General features: G+C 73.4%; 18 protein-coding genes and 1 pseudogene. 13 read left to right on the forward strand and 6 right to left on the reverse strand.

Translation table 11 applies throughout. The features are described from left to right. Both ACFWFZ_RS20565 and dacB read left to right on the forward strand, forming a co-directional pair. Entirely contained in the window at positions 1 to 873 is an 873-nt protein-coding gene (locus ACFWFZ_RS20565; protein WP_387124221.1) for an oxaloacetate decarboxylase, read from the forward strand. 275 nt (positions 874 to 1148) lie between these two features. Next, positions 1149 to 2783 carry a D-alanyl-D-alanine carboxypeptidase/D-alanyl-D-alanine-endopeptidase gene (dacB, locus tag ACFWFZ_RS20570; RefSeq protein ID WP_387124222.1) on the forward strand — a complete coding sequence of 545 codons (1635 nt, stop codon included), beginning with the start codon at positions 1149 to 1151 and terminating at the stop codon, positions 2781 to 2783. Positions 2784 to 2800: 17 nt separating this feature from the next. Here dacB and ACFWFZ_RS20575 read toward each other — a convergent pair whose 3' ends face one another. Next, a complete protein-coding gene (locus ACFWFZ_RS20575; RefSeq protein WP_387124223.1) occupies positions 2801 to 2956 on the reverse strand; it encodes a hypothetical protein in 156 nt (51 codons plus the stop codon). A gap of 20 nt (positions 2957 to 2976) precedes the next feature. Between ACFWFZ_RS20575 and ACFWFZ_RS20580 the strand changes: the two are divergent. Then, positions 2977 to 3504: pseudogene (locus tag ACFWFZ_RS20580) on the forward strand (NUDIX hydrolase). Here ACFWFZ_RS20580 and ACFWFZ_RS20585 read toward each other — a convergent pair. Next, positions 3485 to 4318 carry a class I SAM-dependent methyltransferase gene (locus ACFWFZ_RS20585; protein WP_387124224.1) on the reverse strand — a complete coding sequence of 278 codons (834 nt, stop codon included), beginning with the start codon at positions 4316 to 4318 and terminating at the stop codon, positions 3485 to 3487. The pseudogene ACFWFZ_RS20580 and the gene ACFWFZ_RS20585 sit on opposite strands and share 20 nt — an antisense overlap. Before the next feature lie 165 nt (positions 4319 to 4483). On the opposite strand from ACFWFZ_RS20585, the gene ACFWFZ_RS20590 reads away from it, so the two are divergent. The 7 genes from ACFWFZ_RS20590 (at position 4484) to ACFWFZ_RS20620 (ending at position 10616) form a co-directional block, all read left to right on the forward strand. Then, positions 4484 to 5014, forward strand: coding sequence for a hypothetical protein (locus ACFWFZ_RS20590; protein WP_387124225.1), 531 nt, complete (start codon positions 4484 to 4486; stop codon positions 5012 to 5014). A 58-nt stretch (positions 5015 to 5072) separates the two neighbouring features. Beyond that, positions 5073 to 5861, forward strand: coding sequence for an ArsR/SmtB family transcription factor (locus ACFWFZ_RS20595; protein ID WP_387124226.1), 789 nt, complete (start codon positions 5073 to 5075; stop codon positions 5859 to 5861). 54 nt (positions 5862 to 5915) lie between these two features. Continuing rightward, positions 5916 to 6896: a DMT family transporter gene (locus tag ACFWFZ_RS20600; protein ID WP_387124227.1), complete on the forward strand. Its 981-nt coding sequence runs from the start codon at positions 5916 to 5918 to the stop codon at positions 6894 to 6896. 335 nt (positions 6897 to 7231) lie between these two features. Beyond that, complete coding sequence (locus ACFWFZ_RS20605) at positions 7232 to 7741, forward strand: hypothetical protein (RefSeq protein WP_387124228.1); 510 nt, start codon at positions 7232 to 7234, stop codon at positions 7739 to 7741. A 196-nt stretch (positions 7742 to 7937) separates the two neighbouring features. Continuing rightward, positions 7938 to 9005 carry a PI-PLC domain-containing protein gene (locus ACFWFZ_RS20610; protein WP_387124229.1) on the forward strand — a complete coding sequence of 356 codons (1068 nt, stop codon included), beginning with the start codon at positions 7938 to 7940 and terminating at the stop codon, positions 9003 to 9005. Between the two features lie 359 nt (positions 9006 to 9364). Further along, positions 9365 to 9616 (forward strand): EF-hand domain-containing protein, encoded by a 252-nt coding sequence (locus ACFWFZ_RS20615; protein WP_387124230.1) that lies wholly within the window; start codon positions 9365 to 9367, stop codon positions 9614 to 9616. Positions 9617 to 9773: 157 nt separating this feature from the next. Then, on the forward strand, positions 9774 to 10616 hold the full coding sequence (locus tag ACFWFZ_RS20620) for a class II glutamine amidotransferase (RefSeq protein ID WP_387124231.1): 843 nt from the start codon (positions 9774 to 9776) through the stop codon (positions 10614 to 10616). On the opposite strand, the gene ACFWFZ_RS20625 is transcribed toward ACFWFZ_RS20620, so the two are convergent. Further along, entirely contained in the window at positions 10597 to 11709 is a 1113-nt protein-coding gene (locus ACFWFZ_RS20625; protein ID WP_387124232.1) for a mechanosensitive ion channel family protein, read from the reverse strand. The genes ACFWFZ_RS20620 and ACFWFZ_RS20625 overlap by 20 nt on opposite strands. A gap of 86 nt (positions 11710 to 11795) precedes the next feature. Beyond that, positions 11796 to 12716: a SigB/SigF/SigG family RNA polymerase sigma factor gene (locus ACFWFZ_RS20630; RefSeq protein ID WP_387124281.1), complete on the reverse strand. Its 921-nt coding sequence runs from the start codon at positions 12714 to 12716 to the stop codon at positions 11796 to 11798. 194 nt (positions 12717 to 12910) lie between these two features. On the opposite strand from ACFWFZ_RS20630, the gene ACFWFZ_RS20635 reads away from it, so the two are divergent. After that, complete coding sequence (locus ACFWFZ_RS20635) at positions 12911 to 13285, forward strand: helix-turn-helix transcriptional regulator (protein ID WP_387124233.1); 375 nt, start codon at positions 12911 to 12913, stop codon at positions 13283 to 13285. A 184-nt stretch (positions 13286 to 13469) separates the two neighbouring features. Here ACFWFZ_RS20635 and ACFWFZ_RS20640 read toward each other — a convergent pair whose 3' ends face one another. After that, positions 13470 to 13904, reverse strand: a complete 435-nt coding sequence (locus ACFWFZ_RS20640) for an SsgA family sporulation/cell division regulator (RefSeq protein WP_387124234.1) — start codon at positions 13902 to 13904, stop codon at positions 13470 to 13472. Between the two features lie 336 nt (positions 13905 to 14240). Here ACFWFZ_RS20640 and ACFWFZ_RS20645 point away from each other — a divergent pair, with 336 nt between their 5' ends. Beyond that, a complete protein-coding gene (locus ACFWFZ_RS20645) occupies positions 14241 to 14591 on the forward strand; it encodes an SH3 domain-containing protein (protein WP_387124235.1) in 351 nt (116 codons plus the stop codon). 228 nt (positions 14592 to 14819) lie between these two features. Here the strand turns inward: ACFWFZ_RS20645 and ACFWFZ_RS20650 are convergent, their stop codons facing one another. Continuing rightward, positions 14820 to 15032 carry an MbtH family protein gene (locus tag ACFWFZ_RS20650; protein ID WP_387124236.1) on the reverse strand — a complete coding sequence of 71 codons (213 nt, stop codon included), beginning with the start codon at positions 15030 to 15032 and terminating at the stop codon, positions 14820 to 14822. A gap of 93 nt (positions 15033 to 15125) precedes the next feature. On the opposite strand from ACFWFZ_RS20650, the gene ACFWFZ_RS20655 reads away from it, so the two are divergent. Further along, a complete protein-coding gene (locus tag ACFWFZ_RS20655) occupies positions 15126 to 16244 on the forward strand; it encodes an alpha/beta hydrolase-fold protein (protein WP_387124237.1) in 1119 nt (372 codons plus the stop codon). The last annotated feature ends 3 nt before the right edge of the window (positions 16245 to 16247 follow it).

Genomic DNA, 16247 nt, shown 5'->3' on the forward strand with positions numbered 1-16247 from the left:
ATGACTTACGGGAACAAGCTGCGGGAACAGATCGCGATGCCGGGCACCACGCCGCTCATCGGGGTGTACGACATGTACTCGGCCTCGGTGACGGCCGCGCACTACGACGGGATGTTCGTGTCCGGCTTCGGGTTCGCCGCCTCCTACTACGGGCTGCCCGACATCGGGTTCATCGCCTGGCCCGACATGATGGCCTTCGTCCAGCGACTGCGCGGCGCGTTCCCCCGCCACCACCTGCTCGTCGACATCGACGACGGGTACGTCGACCCCGAGGTGGCCTGCCATGTCGTGGAAGGGCTGGAGCGGATGGGCGCCTCCGGCGTCATCCTGGAGGACCAGAAGCGTCCCCGGCGGTGCGGGCACGCCGACGGCAAGCAGGTGCTTCCGCTGACGGAGTACCTGGAGAAGCTGGAGATGGTCCTGGCGACCCGCAAGGACCTGGTCGTCGTCGCGCGGACCGACGCGACGGAGGAGGCCGACATCATCCACCGCGCGCAGGCCCTGGCGGCGACCGACGCGGACGTCGTACTCGTCGACGGGGTGCGCAGCGTCGAGTGGATCGAGCGGATCCGCGGGGCCGTGGGCGGCAAGCCCCTGCTGTTCAACCAGATCGCCGGCGGCAAGTCACCGCGGCTCTCGCTCAGCGAGCTGACCGAACTCGGTGTCGACGTGGCCATCTACAGCACCCCGTGCCTCTTCGCCGCGCACAAGGCGATGGACACCGCCCTCGCCGAACTGCGGCTCGCGGACGGGCGGCTGCCCGCGGCGGACGGCGGCGAGGAGGTCGGTGTCGGCGAGTCCACGAGGCTGCTGACGAAGAACATCGCACGCCACCGCCCCGTCCCGGTGGCACGCGAGTGCGTGCAGGTGTGACGGGCGCGCGTATCCGGGCCGCTGCCGCGCTCGCGGTGGCCCTCATCGGCTGCGGCGCGACGCCGACTGGCGGACCGCCGGACCGGCCCTTCACGGGACCGACGTGAGCGGTCGGCCCCGCCTCGGCCGGCCCCGGCAGGTCGCTGTCCGGGGCCTCGCCCCCGTCGGCGAGGTTCCCGGCCAGGTGCGGCCGGCGGTGACATGCAGGCCGGAATCGGCCGTGCCACGCTGTTCACAGGCCTCGGGAAGGCAGCCCGCGACGAACGGAGCGCGCTGTGAACAGTCCGAACCCCTCCGCCCCGCTGCGCCGCGGCCTGGCCGCCGCCTGCGCCGCGCTCCTGTTCGTGGCGCTGGCCTCCGGTACCGCGACCGGTGCGGCCCCGTCCCCCACTCCCACGCCCTCGTCGTCCGGCGGCGGGGACACCGGCGGGCTCGACCCGCGCATCACGGAGATCATGCGGAAGCCGGAGTACCGCAACGCCCAGTGGGGTCTGCTGCAGACCGGGTCGGACGGCGGCCGCGTGGTGCACAGCATGTACCCCGACCAGTTCTTCGTCCCCGGCTCCACCGCCAAGCTGGTCAGCGTCTCCGGCCCGTGGCACACCCTCGGCTCCGAACACCGCTTCGTGACCCCGGTCTACGCGGTCGGCGACCGCAGCGGCGCCACCCTGACCGGCGATCTCGCCCTCGTCGCCCAGGGAGACCTGACCATGGGCGGCAGGACGCGCCCCGACGGCACGGTCGCGTACACGGATCTCGACCACACCTACGCCAACGACTTCACCGGCGCGACCCTGACCCCGGAGAACCCCCTCGCCGGGATCGACGAGCTCGCCCGGCAGGTGCGCGCCTCCGGTATCACCCGCGTCGACGGGGACGTGATCGTCGACAGCCGGCTGTTCGCCCCCGACCCGGTCCTCGACCCGACCCCGACGCCGCTGATCATCAACGACAACCTGATCGACCTCCTGACCACTCCCGGGGACAGCGCGGGCGCCGCCGCCCGGCTGGACTGGCGGCCGAAGGTCGCCCCGTACCAGGTCAGTTCCACGGTGAAGACCGTCGCCGCCGGCGAACCGGCCGACATCACGGTGACGGCCACCGACGGCGGCACCCGGATCCGGCTGTCGGGCACGATCGCGGCGGGCGCCCAGCCGCTGCTGCGCACCTCCCCCGTCACCGACCCCGCCGCGTTCGGGCGCGCCGCACTGATCCAGGCGCTCGATCGCGTCGGGGTGGAGGTCACCGCGGACCCGGCCGGCCCCCATCCGGTCGCCAGGCTGCCCCGCGACTACGACGGGCGCCCGCGGGTGGCCGCGTACACCTCCCCGCCCTACGCCCAGTACGCCGAGCTGATCCTCAAGGTCAGCCACAACCTGGGCGCCAACCTGGGCATCTGCCTGATGGCCGTCACGACCGGCAGCCGCCAGTGCGAGGACGGCTTTCCGGTCCTCGCCGACTTCCTGGAGGAGGCGGGCGTGGACCGCGGTCAGCTGCAGTTGGCGGACGGCCGGGGCGGCAACCCGGCCGACCGGGCCACGCCCGCCGCGCTGGTGCAGATGCTGGCGTACTGGCAGCGGACCCCCGACGCGCGGCTCTTCCGGGAGGCGCTGCCCATCCTCGGCGTCGACGGTCTGCTGGCCTTGAACTGCCGCGACTGCCCTGCGCGCGGGAAGGTGTTCGCCAAGACCGGTGCGGCGGTCGGAGGGGACGATCTCAACGACCGGCTGGCCGTCGGGGCCATCACGATCGCCGGGTACCTGGACCGGGGCGGCGGCCGCTTCGACCCCTTCTACGCGGGCGTGAACGGCGCCTCGACCCCTGGCCCGAACACCCAGGACGTGGTGGCCATAGCCAACGACCTCGCCATGATCGCCGCGTACCTGCAGCAGGCGCCGCCCACGCCCTGACGGGCGGCGCCGGACGGTCATCCCGTGCGGGTCGGGGGTTCATGTCCCATCGTCGGGATGCCGTCGAGGAGCCGGACGAGGCCGGTGAGCCTGCCGCGCGCTTCGTACCGCTCGTACGGATGCAGCCGGTCCTGGACGCCGGCCCGGCGGTCCTCGTCGCCGGCCGCCGGCACGCCCTGGCGTCGTGTGCCCCATGGGTGAACTGGTCGAGCGGGTTGACGAGCATGACGAGGTGCTGGGCGTCGTGGACCGGAGGGAGGCCGTTCGCCGCGGGGCTGCACCGTGTGGCGACGATCGTGTGCCGGGACGACAGGGGACGGATCCTCGTCCACCGGCGGCCTGACGACGTCGCCCGTTTTCCGGGGCAGCTCAACTGGATGCTCGCGGCGCCGTGGACGTCGCCGAGTCGTACGAGGATGCCGCCGCGAGGGAGCTGGCGGAGGAACTGGGCGTTCTCGCCCGTCCTCGTTTCGTGCTCACGTTCCTGTGCGCGGGGGCGATCAGCCCGTACTGGCTCGGCCTGCACGAAGTGGTGACGGCACCCCTCCGGCCGGATCCTGCCGAGATCGCCTGGCACAGCTGGGTGACCGAGGGCGAACTGGCCGACCTGGTCCACGACCGGGCGTTCGTTCCCGATGCCCGGGAGGCGTTCCAGCGCTGTCGGCCCGGGACTCCCGGACGTTCGGCTGCTCCCCGGATGCCTACCGGCGGGCGGCCGTGACCAGGTAGTAGTCCAGGATCTGCTGCTCCCAGGCGGCCATGAAGTTCCGCGGCCAGGTGCCCGGCGCCCAGAGGCGGGCGAGCCAGCGGTCCCAGCCCGGCCAGACCTGCGGGCCGATCGAGTCGGCCCGGACATCACCGAAGCCGGCTTCGGCCAGGGCCTGCGCCAGCCGGGAGACCGGCCGGGCGATGTCGAGTCCGCTCGCGAACGTCTCCAGCAGCCCCGCGAGCCGCTCCTCGGGGGCGGGCGCGCCCTCGACGCTGAAGAAGCCGGCGACCGCGACCCGCCCGCCGGGGCGCAGCACCCGCGCCGCCTCCCGGGCGAACGCCGTCAGGTCCGGGAAGTGCTGGACCGCCTCGACGCTGTACAGGCAGTCGTACTCCGCGTCGTCGAGCGGCAGGCTCTCGGCTGCTCCGAGGACGAAGCGCAGCCTGCGCGGCTCGGCGGCGAGGAGCGGGGAGTTCGCTTCGCGGGCCCGCCTGAGCTGCTGGGGGTGGATGTCCACGCCGGTGACCGCGGCGGGTCCGTACTCGTCGAGGGCCAGGGCGCACCCGAGGCCGAGGCCGCAGCCGACCTCCACGGCGCGGCCGCCGTCGGGGGCGACCGCGTCGAGCACATGGCGGTAGAGGTCCTGCTCGCTACGGATCCGGTCGTCCTGCGAGAGCGGCCCTTCGAGGTCGACGGAGTGCCAGTAGCCGAAGTTGATGAACCCTCCGGCGAACACGGGCACGGCACTGAGATCGGCCGGTCCGTACGTCTCCCACACCTCGGGCCGCACGGCCGGAGCGGGCCGCTCCGCAGGGTCCTCCGACACCACGCCACCGCCTCCTCGTGACGGGGGCGTTGCACCCCCGAGCCCCCAGTGTGGCGCGTGAGCCCCCGTCAGGACAGAGGGCACGTCCGGGGCGCCCACCCCTCGGCCCTGTCGTCGAGGCGGCGCCTGACCCGCCGCTTCGACGACAGGACCTACGCTGACGGCATGGATCACGCCGGAGCCGCTGCCGGAGCCGCCGATTCGCCCGCCGACGTGGCGGCGGCTGCCGCCGCCCGGCTGAAGGAGCGGCTGTACGCGACCATCACCATGATCTCCGTGGTGATCGGTCTGGCCGGCTCGGAGCACGCCGACGCCGCCGGGGCCGCGGCCACGGTGGTGACCGCCGCCGTCGGACTGTGGATGGCGATGCTCGTCGCGGACCAGCAGGCCCACCGCGTCGTCCACGGCCGGCTCGCCACCGGGGCCGAGTTGCGGCACATGCTCTGGGTCGGCAGTCCCCTGCTGCTGTCCGCCGTCGCCCCGCTCATCCTGATCGCCTCCTCCGCACTGGGGGTGATGGACCTGCGGACCGCCCTGTACGCCTCGGCCGGCGTGAGCGTCGCCAGCCTCTTCGGCTGGGGATGGTACGGCGGCGTCCACATGGGCAGCGGCGCGGCCGTCGCCCTGCTGGCCGGCGCCCTGGACGCGGCGATCGGCCTGGCGGTGGCCCTGGTGAAGGCCGCGGCCGGGCACTGAACCCTCGGGCGAGGCAAACGGTTCGCCGCATGCCGAAATCATCGGGCATCCTGGACCCATGAACGAGTTGCGTCCCGGGCCGTCCGCGTCCGCCCCCGCCTCCGCGGACGCCCCCGCCTCCGCGGACGCCCCCGCCTCCGCGGACGCCCCGGCCCCCGCGGCCCGGCTGGCGGCCTTCGCCGCCGCCCTGGCCGACGAGACCCGGGCCTCGATCTGCATGACGCTGTTGGAGGGCCGAGCCTGGACCGCCGGCGAGCTGGCCCGGATCACCGGGGTGGCGCCCTCCACCGTCTCCGGTCACCTGACCCGGCTGCTCGATGCCGGCATCTGCGTGGCAGAGCGGCAGGGCCGGCGCAGTTACGTGCGCGTCGCGGACGCCGCGACCGCCCGCCTGCTGGACGAACTCGCCTCGTACGCCGTCCCGGACCGGGACGCCGCGCACGCCGTGCCGGTGGTCGGCGCACCGGATCCGCTGGCCCGGGCCCGGACCTGCTACGACCATTTCGCCGGGCGGCTGGGGATGGCGGTGACCGACGCGATGGAACGGCGCGGACTGCTGCGCACGGACGGCGTGTTCGAACTGACGGAGGCAGGCCGCCTGTGGTGCGCCGAGGCCGGCATCGGTCTCGCGGGCGGAGGCCGCAGGCGGCCGGCGAGCTCCTGTCTGGACTGGACCGAGCGGCGCCGCCATCTGGGCGGCCTGGCGGGGGCGAGGCTGTGCGCGCGGGCGCTGGCGGAGGGCTGGGTGGTGCGCCCGCCGGGCGGCGGGCGCGCACTGGAGGTGACCGCGGCCGGCGAGCGGGCGTTCGGCGACCTCTTGGGGATCACGCCTCGGGAATGGGCCTGAACCGAGAAATATATTTCGGTCGACGCCGAAATGTTGCGGTCGTAGAGTGATGGCATGACGTTCCGCTTCAGTCCGATCCCGCCCGGCGTCCTCACGGTCGGCGCCGTCACCTTCACGGTGGTCGCCTGGGCCTCCGCCTTCGTCTCCATCCGCAGCGCGGGCGCCGCGTACTCCCCGGGCGCCCTGGCCCTCGGCCGGCTGCTGGCCGCCTCGCTCGTGCTCGGCGCCCTGCTCCTGATCCGCCGGCAGGGCCTGCCGCCCCGCGAGGCCTGGCGCGGGATCCTGATCTCCGGTGTGGTCTGGTTCTGCGGCTACACGGTGGCCCTGAACTGGGGCGAGCGGCTGGTCGACGCCGGCACGGCGTCCCTGCTCGTCAACACCGGGCCCATCCTCATGGCGCTGCTCGCGGCCCGCCTGCTCGGCGAGGCGCTGCCGCCGCGCCTGCTGGCCGGCATGGCCGTCTCCTTCGTCGGGGCGGTGGTCGTGGGCCTGTCTATGTCCTCGGGCGACGGTGGCTCCACCTCGCTCCTCGGAGTGCTCCTGTGCCTGCTCGCGGCGGTGGCCTACGCGACCGGCGTCATCGCCCAGAAGCCCGCCCTCTCCTACGGAACGCCCCTCCAGATCACCGCCTACAGCTGCATGACCGGCGCCGCGGTCTGTCTGCCCTTCACCGGTCGGCTGCTCGACGAGCTCCCCCGGGCGCCGGTGTCCGCGACCCTGAACATGGTCTACCTCGGCGTGGTCCCCACCGCCCTCGCCTTCACCACGTGGACCTACGCCCTGGCGCGCATGCCCGCCGGCCGGCTGGGGGCGACGACGTACGCCGTCCCGGCCATCGTCGTCCTGCTGAGCTGGGCCCTGCTGGGCGAGGTACCGGCCTGGCTGACGCTGCTCGGCGGGCTGCTGTGCCTGGCCGGCGTGGCGGTCTCCCGGTACGCCCCGCGCACCCGGCGCACCCCTCGAACTCCCGTCGACGGCACTCCACCCGCCCCGACGAAAGACCCCCGCAGGTGGACGCGATCCGTACGGTCCTGACCGAGGCGGGCACCGACTCGCCGCCGACCGGGGACGTCGTCGCCGCCATGTGGCACAGCCGGCCGCAGCGCGGCGACGGTCACGGCTCCCGGCTCCCCCGCCCCTCTACCGCGACCTGGTCGCAGGGGCGCCGGCGGAGGCCGACCACGCGCTGCCCGACCTCACCGTCCGCGCCCGTGCACCGGGGGTGGCCACTCCCCTGCCGGACCCGGCCGCGGGACGCCCCTGAAGCACCCACCGCGCCACCGCGGCGGCTCCTCACCCGGATGCCCCGTCCAGTGGGCGTCCGAGGGGCGAGGTGCCTTGACTGGGAGGCCCGGAAGATCCTTGGAGGCGTGGTGGCGACGTTCGCGTGGATGCGTGGTGCGGCAGGTGTGGTGCTGGCGGCGGTGGCGCTCGGCGCCGCGGGCTGTTCGGGCGGCGACGGCGACCCGGCCGGGGCGGTCTCCAGTGCCGCGTCCGCGGTGAAGTCGGCCGGCGCGGCCGTCTCGTCGGCCGCGTCCGAGGCGGCGAAGGCCGCAGAGTCCGCGGCCGCCGTCGCGCAGGACAAGCTCGCCGAGGTCAAGGACGGGGTGGACGCCAAGGACCAGGTGTCCCTGGGCGCCGTGGCCACCGCCGGGGACGGCTACACGACGGTCCCCGTGACCGTGCGGAACACCGACGACGCCACCAGGTCCTTCGCGGTGCAGGTCGAGTTCGAGGACGAGAGCGGCAACCTCGTCGACACCGTGGTGGTGACGGTCTCCGACGTCCCCGGGAAGGGTACGGGCCAGGGCACGGCCCGCAGCACGCACAAGCTGTCCGGCACGGTGTCGGCGCAGACCGCCAGGGCCCTGCGCTACTGAGCCGCCCCGCGGGCACCCTGGGCGGCAGGCGGCCAGGGCTTCGCAGGATCGGTTCCCGTACGGGGTCGTGTACGAGCAGCAGCGCGGTGTGCCGGCCCGAGGCCGGCCTGGAGCGCGCCCGGCAGAGGGGGATCGCGGGCACCCCGCACGCGTCCACCGGGAGCTATAACGGCGACGCGCGCGCTAACCTCCCGCCATGATTGACATGGACATGACTTGCAGCGGGTTCCGCGCCCGCCTGCGCGCTGCGCTCCGGAGGGGACATGCCCGGCGCACCGCGGCGTGCCTCCTCCTGCTGGCACTGCTGGGCACGGCGGCCACCGCGACCACTGCGACCGCCGCGGCGGCGGCGACCGGTGCTCCGGCGGACCTCGCGGCCGCCCGCTGGGGCGAGCGGCACCTGGACGAGGTCTCCTTCCTGACCACCCACAACGCCTTCACCAACTACGAGGACTCCCGCTGGAGTTCCGTCAACCAGTCCGAATCGGTGCGCGCCCAGCTCGACGGCGGCGTCCGCGGCCTCAGCCTGGACACCCACTGGTACGAGCGCAGCACCTGGCTGTGCGTCATCAGCTTCGGCAGCGACTGCTACCCCAGCGACGTGTACCTGTGCCACGGCGGCTGCAAGACCTTCGCCGGTGCCACCTACGCCCTGCCCCGCCAGTCCTTCCACGGCACGATGCAGACCGTGGTGGACTTCCTCGCCGCCCACCCCCAGGAGATCGTGACCGTGTTCCTGGAGGACTACGTGAGCGCCGACCAGCTGGGCGGGTCCCTCGGCCGGGTCCGGGGGCTGTCCGACGTGGTGTTCCGGCCCGACGAGTGGGGCGTGCGGCAGAACGGATGGCCGAAGGCCGCCGACCTCGTCACCTCCGGCAAGCGGCTGCTGATCTTCTCGGACCGGTCCGACCGCGAACACCTGGGCGTCATGTACGACAGGTCCTGGACGGTGAGCAACTACTGGAGTCTCGGTGACCTGGGCAATGACACGTCCTGCGTGAGCCGTTGGCCCGACGTGCCCCTTGACCGGCAGGAGCCCGGCTTCCGGCGCCTGTTCACGATGAGCCACCACCGCAACGTGCCCACCGTGCTGACGGCGGCCCTGGACAACGGCGCGAAGCTCAGGAACCGCATCGCCGAGCAGTGCCGGCCCGCGGCCGGCGGCCGCGCTCCGAACTTCGTCTCGGTCGACTTCCACCGCCTGTCGGACAGCAGTGGCCACACCCCTGCCTCGATCGTCGCCGAGCTCAACGCCAACCCTTAGGGTCTGTATCGAGTTGCCCCGTGGAGCAAGGAGCGGCGTTCGGTGCGTGCCCTCGGCGTGGGGACGAATGTCCTCGTAGCGGAGCTACTGGGGCATTCGGCTCGTGCGCCGAGGGTGCGTGCCGGGCGTCGCGACGCCGCGGGGCAACTCGATACAGACCCTAGGTTGCCGGTGCCGGGGCTGCGCCTGGACCCCGGCCGTCCCCGGCCGCGGATGCGGCCCACCCTCATCCACCGCTCGCCGGAGGCGCTGCACGCGGCATGGTGAGGCGGACCGGGCAACCTCGTGGGGGCGGATCGCGTCCTTGCGTGCAGAACCCGTCGGCCGAGACGGCGCGTGCACCACTGAGAGGACATGTGATGAGTGAGAAGGCCCGGCGGTTGTTCGACGCCCTCGACCTCGACCAGGACGGCACCCTGACGCGCGCCGAGGTCATCGGCGCCCTGCGCTCCAAGGGACCCACGCTCGCCGCGCAGGGCGCGATCCCGTTCTGGGGCGTGGGGGGCACCGAGGATTCCTCGGCTCTCTTCGACGCGGCCGACCAGAACGGCGACCGCGTGCTGAGCTTCGAGGAGTTCGCAGCCGTCGTCGACCGCCGCTTCGGCTGGTAGCCGCCCCCGGCGCGCCGCCGTCCCGCGTGCGGCCCCCGCCGGGCGGCGGGAGAATGGCGCATGGGCGACGGGGCGCCCATGCGGGCGGTTACAGCCCCGGCCGTACCGCGGCACGACACGGCCAACCGGACGGGGCGGACGAGTCAGGTGATCGCACATGTGCCGGTGGCTGGCGTATTCGGGAACCCCTGTGCTGCTCGACACCATCCTGTACAAACCCGCCCACTCGCTGATCGACCAGAGCCTCCACTCGAAGCTGGGCGTGGAGACGACCAACGGTGACGGTTTCGGCATCGGGTGGTATCCGGACGGCGGCAGCGGCGACGGCACACCCGCCCTGATGAGGGACGTCGGTCCCGCATGGAACAACCGCAACCTGCGGGAGCTGGCGGACCACGTCACCTCGCCCGTGTTCTTCGCCCACATCCGGGCGTCGACGGGCACGGCGGTGCAGCAGACGAACTGTCACCCCTTCCGGCACGGCCGCTGGATGTGGATGCACAACGGAGCCATCGCCGGCTTCCACGCGATGCGGCGGGACCTCGCCCTGCTCGTCGATCCCGAGCTGTTCGGGGAGATCGAGGGCACGACGGACTCGGAGGTCATGTTCTACCTGGCGCTCACCTTCGGCCTGGAGGAGGACCCTCCGGGCGCCGTCGCCAGGATGGTGGGGGTGGTGGAGCGCGTCGGCCGCGAGCACGGCGTGGAATACCCGATGCAGATGACGGTGGCCGTCACCAACGGGGCCGCGGTGTGGGCCTTCCGCTACTCCAGCGAGGGCACCTCGCGGTCGCTCTTCTACAGCAGCCGGGTGGACACGCTGCGCAAACTGCACCCCGACATACGCTTCCTCCAGGGCGTGTCCGACGAGACCCGCCTGGTGGTGTCCGAGCCCCTCGGCGATCTGCCCGGGGCGTGGAACGAGGTGCCGGAGAGCAGTTACGGCGTCGTGCAGCCGGGTGCGGACGGGCTGTACCCCTTCACCCCGCTGGCCGCCTGACGTCGGCGCGGGGCCCGGTACGCGCTCCCGCGAGCGGTCCCGTACCGGCGTCCGGCGAGGGTACGGCCGTGGACGTGGCGACGCGGGGCAGGGCGTAGGGGTGCTTCTCGGCCAGCCAGCCGACCAGTTGCTCGCGTACCTCGCAGCGGGCCGTCCACAGGCTGTCCGCGTCCTTGGCGGTCACGATCGCCCGGACCACGATGGTGGTGGGGGTGGCGTCGGTGACGGCCAGGTCCCAGCCGCGGCCGTCCCAGGCCTCGCAGCCGTCCAGGATCTCCTTCAGCTTCTCGCGCATCAGGGGGACGGGGGCGGTGTGGTCGCAGTGGAGGAAGACCGTGCCGGTCATCTGGACGCCGCCGCGCGACCAGTTCTCGAAGGGCCGCGAGGTGAAGTACGAGACGGGCATGGTGATCCTGCGCTCGTCCCAGGTGCGCACGGCGATCAGGGTGAGCGTCACCTCCTCGACCACGCCCCACTCCCCGTCGACGACGACCGTGTCACCGATGCGCACCATGTCGCCGAAGGCGATCTGGAAGCCGGCGAAGAGGTTGCCGAGAGTGGACTGGGCGGCCACGCCCGCGACGATGCCGATGATGCCGGCCGAGGCCAGTACGGACGTGCCGACGGCTCGGAAGGCGGGGAAGGTGAGCAGCATCGCGGCCGCCGCGACCACGGCGACGACGGCGGTGACGATCCTTCTGATGAGCGTCACCTGGGTGCGGACCCGGCGTACGCGCGAGGGGTCGCGGGTGCCCAACGCATAGCGGGCGTAGGAGGATTCCACGATGGCGGAGGCGACGCCGACGACGCACCACGCGCCCGCGCCGATCAGCACGAGCGTCAGGGTCCGGCCCACGGCGGCCTCGTGGTCGTGCAGCGGCCGCCATTCGATCTGCCGGTACGCCCCGCGCAGCACCGCCGTGAAGAGCAGCACCCGCACCGACGGGCCGCAGCGGCGCAGCATGTTCCACAGGGGTGTCTCGGGGTGGCGGACGTCGGCACGCCGCAGCAGCAGGTCGGTGAGGCGGCCCACGACGAGGGTGAGCACGACGGAGCCGCCCAGGAGGGCCAGCAGTCGGACGAAGCTGTTCATGACTCCCCGGTGTCAGGTCTCGGGAACGGGTCGGGGCGGCCGGGCGGCGACGGCCGCCCGGCCCCCTGAGGTCCTCGGACCGCCGGTCAGTCGCGCAGCATCTCCTCGCGCAGGTTCTCCAGGGTGCGGTTGAGGAGGCGGGAGACGTGCATCTGGGAGAGGCCGACCTCCTCGCCGATCTCCGCCTGGGTCATCTCCCGGCCGAAGCGGAGCTCCAGGATGCGGGTGCTGCGCTCGTCCAGGTCGGCGAGGAGGGGTCCCAGGACCTGACGGTCCTCGACGGCCTCCAGGGCGGGGTCGAGGTCGCCGACGGTCTCGGCCAGGGAGCGGGCGGGCTGTCCGCCCGCGGCGGTCCCGGTGCCGCCGGCTTCGCTCTGGGGCGCGTCGAGGGACTGGGTGGAGTAGGCGTTGGCGGCCACCAGGCCCTGGCGGACCTCGTCCTCGGTGAGGCCCAGGTGGGCGGCCAGTTCCGCCGGGGTGGGCGCGTGGTCCGTCTCGGAGGTCAGCTCCTCCGTGGCCTTCGCGAGCAGCAGGCGCTGCTCCTGGAGCCGGCGCGGGACCCGCACGGCCCATGTGGTGTCGCGGAAGTGGCGCTTGATCTCACCTGTGATGTAGGGCACGGCGAGCGTGGTGAACTGGGTGTTGCGGTCGGGGTCGTAACGGTCGATGGCCTTGATGAGGCCGATGATGCCGACCTGGACGATGTCCTCGTTCTCGGGGCCGCCGGGACGGTCGCGGAACGGCCGTGCGGCGAAGTTCACCAGTGAGATGTTCATCTCGATCAGCGTGCCGCGCACGTACTGGTACTCGCGGGTGCCCTCTTCGAGGCTGCGCAGCCGCTCGAAGAACACCCGGGTCAGCTGCCGGGCGTCGACGGTCGACAGTTCCCGCGGGCAGGGCACCTCGGGCAGCCCGCTCAGCGCGGAGCCCGCTGCGGCGCCACCGGCGGGGGCGGTGGCCGTCGTGGGAGGCGTCGTCGAGGTGGTGGCCTCGGTCGTGGCCGTCATGGTCATCGTCTTCGCTCCTTGGGCACAGGTGCTTGCGGCGCGTTGCGCGATCTCTCGGTCGCTCGTTGCTCGGTCGCTGCGGAAGTCCCCTTCCGCTTCCCTGCACCCTGCCGGGGCCCCGGACACACGTCAAGTTATACCGGAAAAACTTTTCGGGATTTGCTTTTCGCGATTCACCCCTCAACAATGTCGGAGTGGAGAACGAGCACGCGGGTTCCCGTCGGAACCACTGGACCTTTCTGACGAACCACGCCCGGGTCCTGATCGCCATCGCGCGCGACCCGGGGATCCGGCTGCGCGACATCGCGGCCAGCTGCGACCTCACCGAGCGCACCGTGCAGACGATCGTCACGGACCTGGAGACGGACGGGTACCTCACCCGGACCCGGGACGGGCGGCGCAACCGCTACGCCATCGCCCCCGGCGCGCGCTTCCGCCACCCGGCGGAGGCCGGCCGTGAGATCGCCGGCCTCCTGGCCTACCTCGCGGGGCCGCTGGGCGCCCCGACGGCCTCGCCGGGCTCCGGGTCGGCGGACGTCCCGGACGACAGGGCCCTTCCCCTGGTGTGACGCCCCCGCTGCGAGGCGCCCGTGTTCACGGAGGGTGCATGAGCGGCTACGGGGCCGGCGCCGTCCCTCCTCCGACGCCAGAGCAGCCGCCTGCCGCACGCACCCGCCAGGGCTAGGTCCTGTCTGGAGTTCCGGCGCGGCGTTGCGGCGTCTGGCACCGCCGCGGGGGAACTCCAGACAGGACCTAAGGACTGTCCGCGAGCAGGCCTTCGAAGAACTCCCAGTCCAGGCGCTCCGCTTCGCCGCCGGCCGGAACCGCCGCCCAGGTCTTGTCCAGCCAGGACTCCAGCCCCGCCCGGTCCAGCAGGAAGAGGGCGTACGGGGGCGCCGTCCCCAGCCGCAGGAGGACCTGTCCCGTCCGGCCGGGCCCGGCGCACGGCCGGACCCGCACCTCGCCCGTTCCCGCCAGGGTGCGCAGGCCGCTGGCGAGGAGGTCGCGCCCGATCACCCAGGTCACGTCGCCGGCACCCACCGGGTGGAAGGTGACCTCGACTTCCAGCGGGTTCCCGGACGACCAGTGGAACGTGGCCCGGAGGGGGAACCGCAGCCGGGTACGGGCCTGGTGGATCTCGGTCGTCCAGGTCAGGTCCTGCTCGGGGACGTGGGGCCGGTGGTCCATGATGACTCGTCTCTGCGGGAGGGCGGCGGAGGGCCGGGGGCCGGGCGGTCGGGGGCGCGCCGTCCGGCCGCGGCGGCACGGCGGCGCGACGGCACCGACGACACCGGGTGCCGTGGCTCGCGTCTGCTCGTTCGTCCGCGTCCGAAACAGCGGGATCCGGACATGCGCCCGAACAGGGGCACGGCCGCGACGGCCCGCGGGCCATCGGGGGGAACGGCGGACGTGTCGGCCCCGGAGCTCCCCCTGTCCGCGCGGATAGTCGTGAAGGGCACTCTCGACCGTCCGCGGTCCGCCGGGGCATGCCCGCGCCCAAGTCGTCCGAGAAGAGGGCCGAAGATGAACAAGTCCGTACTGATGTGCGCGCTGGCCGCCGGCCTGGCGCTCGGCCCGATGGGCGGCGCCGGGTGGGCCGCCCAGCAGCACGGGGCCGCGCCGGATACCGCCGCACCCCGGGCCGCGTACCCGGTGGGTGAGGTGGTCTCGGACGCGCCGCTCCACGTACGCGCGAGGCCGACCGTGTACTCCGCCGCCGTCAAGTCGCTCCGCCCCGGTCAGCGCGTGCTCCTCAGCTGCCAGACGCGCGGCGGATGGGTGGACGGCAACCCCGTCTGGTACCGCCTGCACGGCTCCAAGGGCTGGGTCTCGGCCCGCTTCGTCCACGACCACCAGCCGGTCCGCGCCTGCTGACGGCCCGCGGACGCGCCGGGCCCAGGTCCGGCGGCCGGACTCGGAGGCGCGCTCGACCCTGCACTGGACGGCACGCAGCGGGGACCCGTCCGTCACCGGGCGGTCGGAGCAGCCGACCAGGGTGATGCCGGGGGGAAGCGGGCGTTGGTCAGCCGGGTGCAGAGCATCGTGCGGGACCCCGAAGTGGTCGGCCGGCACGGCCGACCATGCCGGAGGGGCGGTGGAGGGTCAGACGTCCATCGTCCGGGCGAGGGAACGGGGCCGCAGATCGGTCCAGTTCGCCTCGACGAAGTCCAGGCACGTCGCCCGGCTGTTCTCGCCGAGGGCGATCGTCCATCCGCCGGGGACCTCGGCGAAGGACGGCCAGAGCGAGTGCTGGCCCTCGTCGTTCACCAGGACGAGGAAGCGGCCCTCGTCGTCGTCGAAGGGGTTGGTGCTCACGGTCGTCGCCTCCCCGGAACGTCACGATTAGGTTAGGCTCACCTCATTGCATCGAGCTTAGTCCCTCCCCTTGCCGCTCACAAGGAGACCCGCATGCGCCGGCCCGACACCGTCCCCGGCCAAGGCGCCGGTGCGCAGGGCGCCTTCGCCGCGTACGGACTGCCCGGCGAACCCGGCTCCGAGGCGTTCTGGGCGGCGGCGGAAGGGCCCGTGTGCGTTCCCGCGCAGGACGGCGGCTGGGCAACCCTGTTCCTGTGGCGCGGCTCCCCGGCGACCATCGTCTTCGAGAGCTGGTCGGAGCCGGTGGCGCTGCACCGGTGGGGCGACACGGACTGCTGGTACGCGCAGGTCCGCATGCCCACGCGGCTGCGGGTCACCTACCGGTTCCTCGCGGAAGGCGCGGAGTGCGCCGACCCGTTCAACCCGGCCGGTGCGGGCGCTGACCGGTCCGTCGCCGCGACGCCGGACGCGCCGGCCCAGCCGTACTGGCCCGCCCTCGGCGCCGACCAGGTGCTCCCCCTGCCGCGCACCCGGATCCGATGGACGAGCGAACGCCTGGGCGGGCGGCGCACCGTACGGGTCCACCCGGCGGGCGGCGGCGGTCCGGTGGTGCTGCTCCTCGACGGGGACGACTGGCTGTACCTGCACCCGGCCATGGCGGCGTTCGACGCGGCCGTCGCGGCCGGCGCGATGCCCCCCGTCACCCTCGTCTTCCTGCCGACCCGGGACCGGGAGGCCGAGTTCGGATGCCGGCCGCAACTGTGGGAGGCGGTACGGGACGAACTGCTGCCGCTGGTGGCGCAGACGGGCCTGTCCGCGGACCCGGACCGTCTGGTGGCCGCCGGGCAGAGCCTCGGCGGGCTGAGCGCGATGTACGCCGCTCTGGAGTTCCCGGACCTGGTGTCGCGGGTGGCCTGCCAGTCCCCGTCGTTCTGGTGGGCACCCGGTGCCCCGGACCTCGCGGACCCGCTGGGCGGCCCGCTCGGCGGCGCCGTCGCGGCGCGGCTGCGCGAGCGCGTCGACCTGTCGGGGCTGCGGGTCGCCTTCGACGTGGGGGAACACGAGACGCGGATGCTGCCCCACTGCGCGCTGGTCGAGACCCTGGCCGCCCAGGCGGGGGCCGCCGTACGCGTGTCGCGCTCACCCTCCGCCCACGACCGCGCGGGGTGGCGCCACGCCCTGCTCAGGGATGTCGCGTGGGCCCTGGGATAGTCC

This window comes from Streptomyces sp. NPDC060232 (assembly GCF_042726555.1).
Classification (GTDB): domain Bacteria; phylum Actinomycetota; class Actinomycetes; order Streptomycetales; family Streptomycetaceae; genus Streptomyces.

Excerpts from the sequence above, each read along its gene's own strand:
- ACFWFZ_RS20645 (WP_387124235.1), top strand. The coding sequence starts at position 14,241 with ATGAACAAGTCCGTACTGATGTGCGCGCTGGCCGCCGGCCTGGCGCTC.
- ACFWFZ_RS20590 (WP_387124225.1), top strand. The coding sequence starts at position 4,484 with ATGGATCACGCCGGAGCCGCTGCCGGAGCCGCCGATTCGCCCGCCGAC.
- ACFWFZ_RS20610 (WP_387124229.1), top strand. The coding sequence starts at position 7,938 with ATGATTGACATGGACATGACTTGCAGCGGGTTCCGCGCCCGCCTGCGC.
- ACFWFZ_RS20565 (WP_387124221.1), top strand. The coding sequence starts at position 1 with ATGACTTACGGGAACAAGCTGCGGGAACAGATCGCGATGCCGGGCACC.
- ACFWFZ_RS20600 (WP_387124227.1), top strand. The coding sequence starts at position 5,916 with ATGACGTTCCGCTTCAGTCCGATCCCGCCCGGCGTCCTCACGGTCGGC.
- ACFWFZ_RS20640 (WP_387124234.1), bottom strand. The coding sequence starts at position 13,904 with ATGGACCACCGGCCCCACGTCCCCGAGCAGGACCTGACCTGGACGACC.
- ACFWFZ_RS20655 (WP_387124237.1), top strand. The coding sequence starts at position 15,126 with ATGCGCCGGCCCGACACCGTCCCCGGCCAAGGCGCCGGTGCGCAGGGC.
- ACFWFZ_RS20620 (WP_387124231.1), top strand. The coding sequence starts at position 9,774 with ATGTGCCGGTGGCTGGCGTATTCGGGAACCCCTGTGCTGCTCGACACC.
- ACFWFZ_RS20625 (WP_387124232.1), bottom strand. The coding sequence starts at position 11,709 with ATGAACAGCTTCGTCCGACTGCTGGCCCTCCTGGGCGGCTCCGTCGTG.
- ACFWFZ_RS20630 (WP_387124281.1), bottom strand. The coding sequence starts at position 12,716 with ATGACGGCCACGACCGAGGCCACCACCTCGACGACGCCTCCCACGACG.
- ACFWFZ_RS20595 (WP_387124226.1), top strand. The coding sequence starts at position 5,073 with ATGAACGAGTTGCGTCCCGGGCCGTCCGCGTCCGCCCCCGCCTCCGCG.
- ACFWFZ_RS20615 (WP_387124230.1), top strand. The coding sequence starts at position 9,365 with ATGAGTGAGAAGGCCCGGCGGTTGTTCGACGCCCTCGACCTCGACCAG.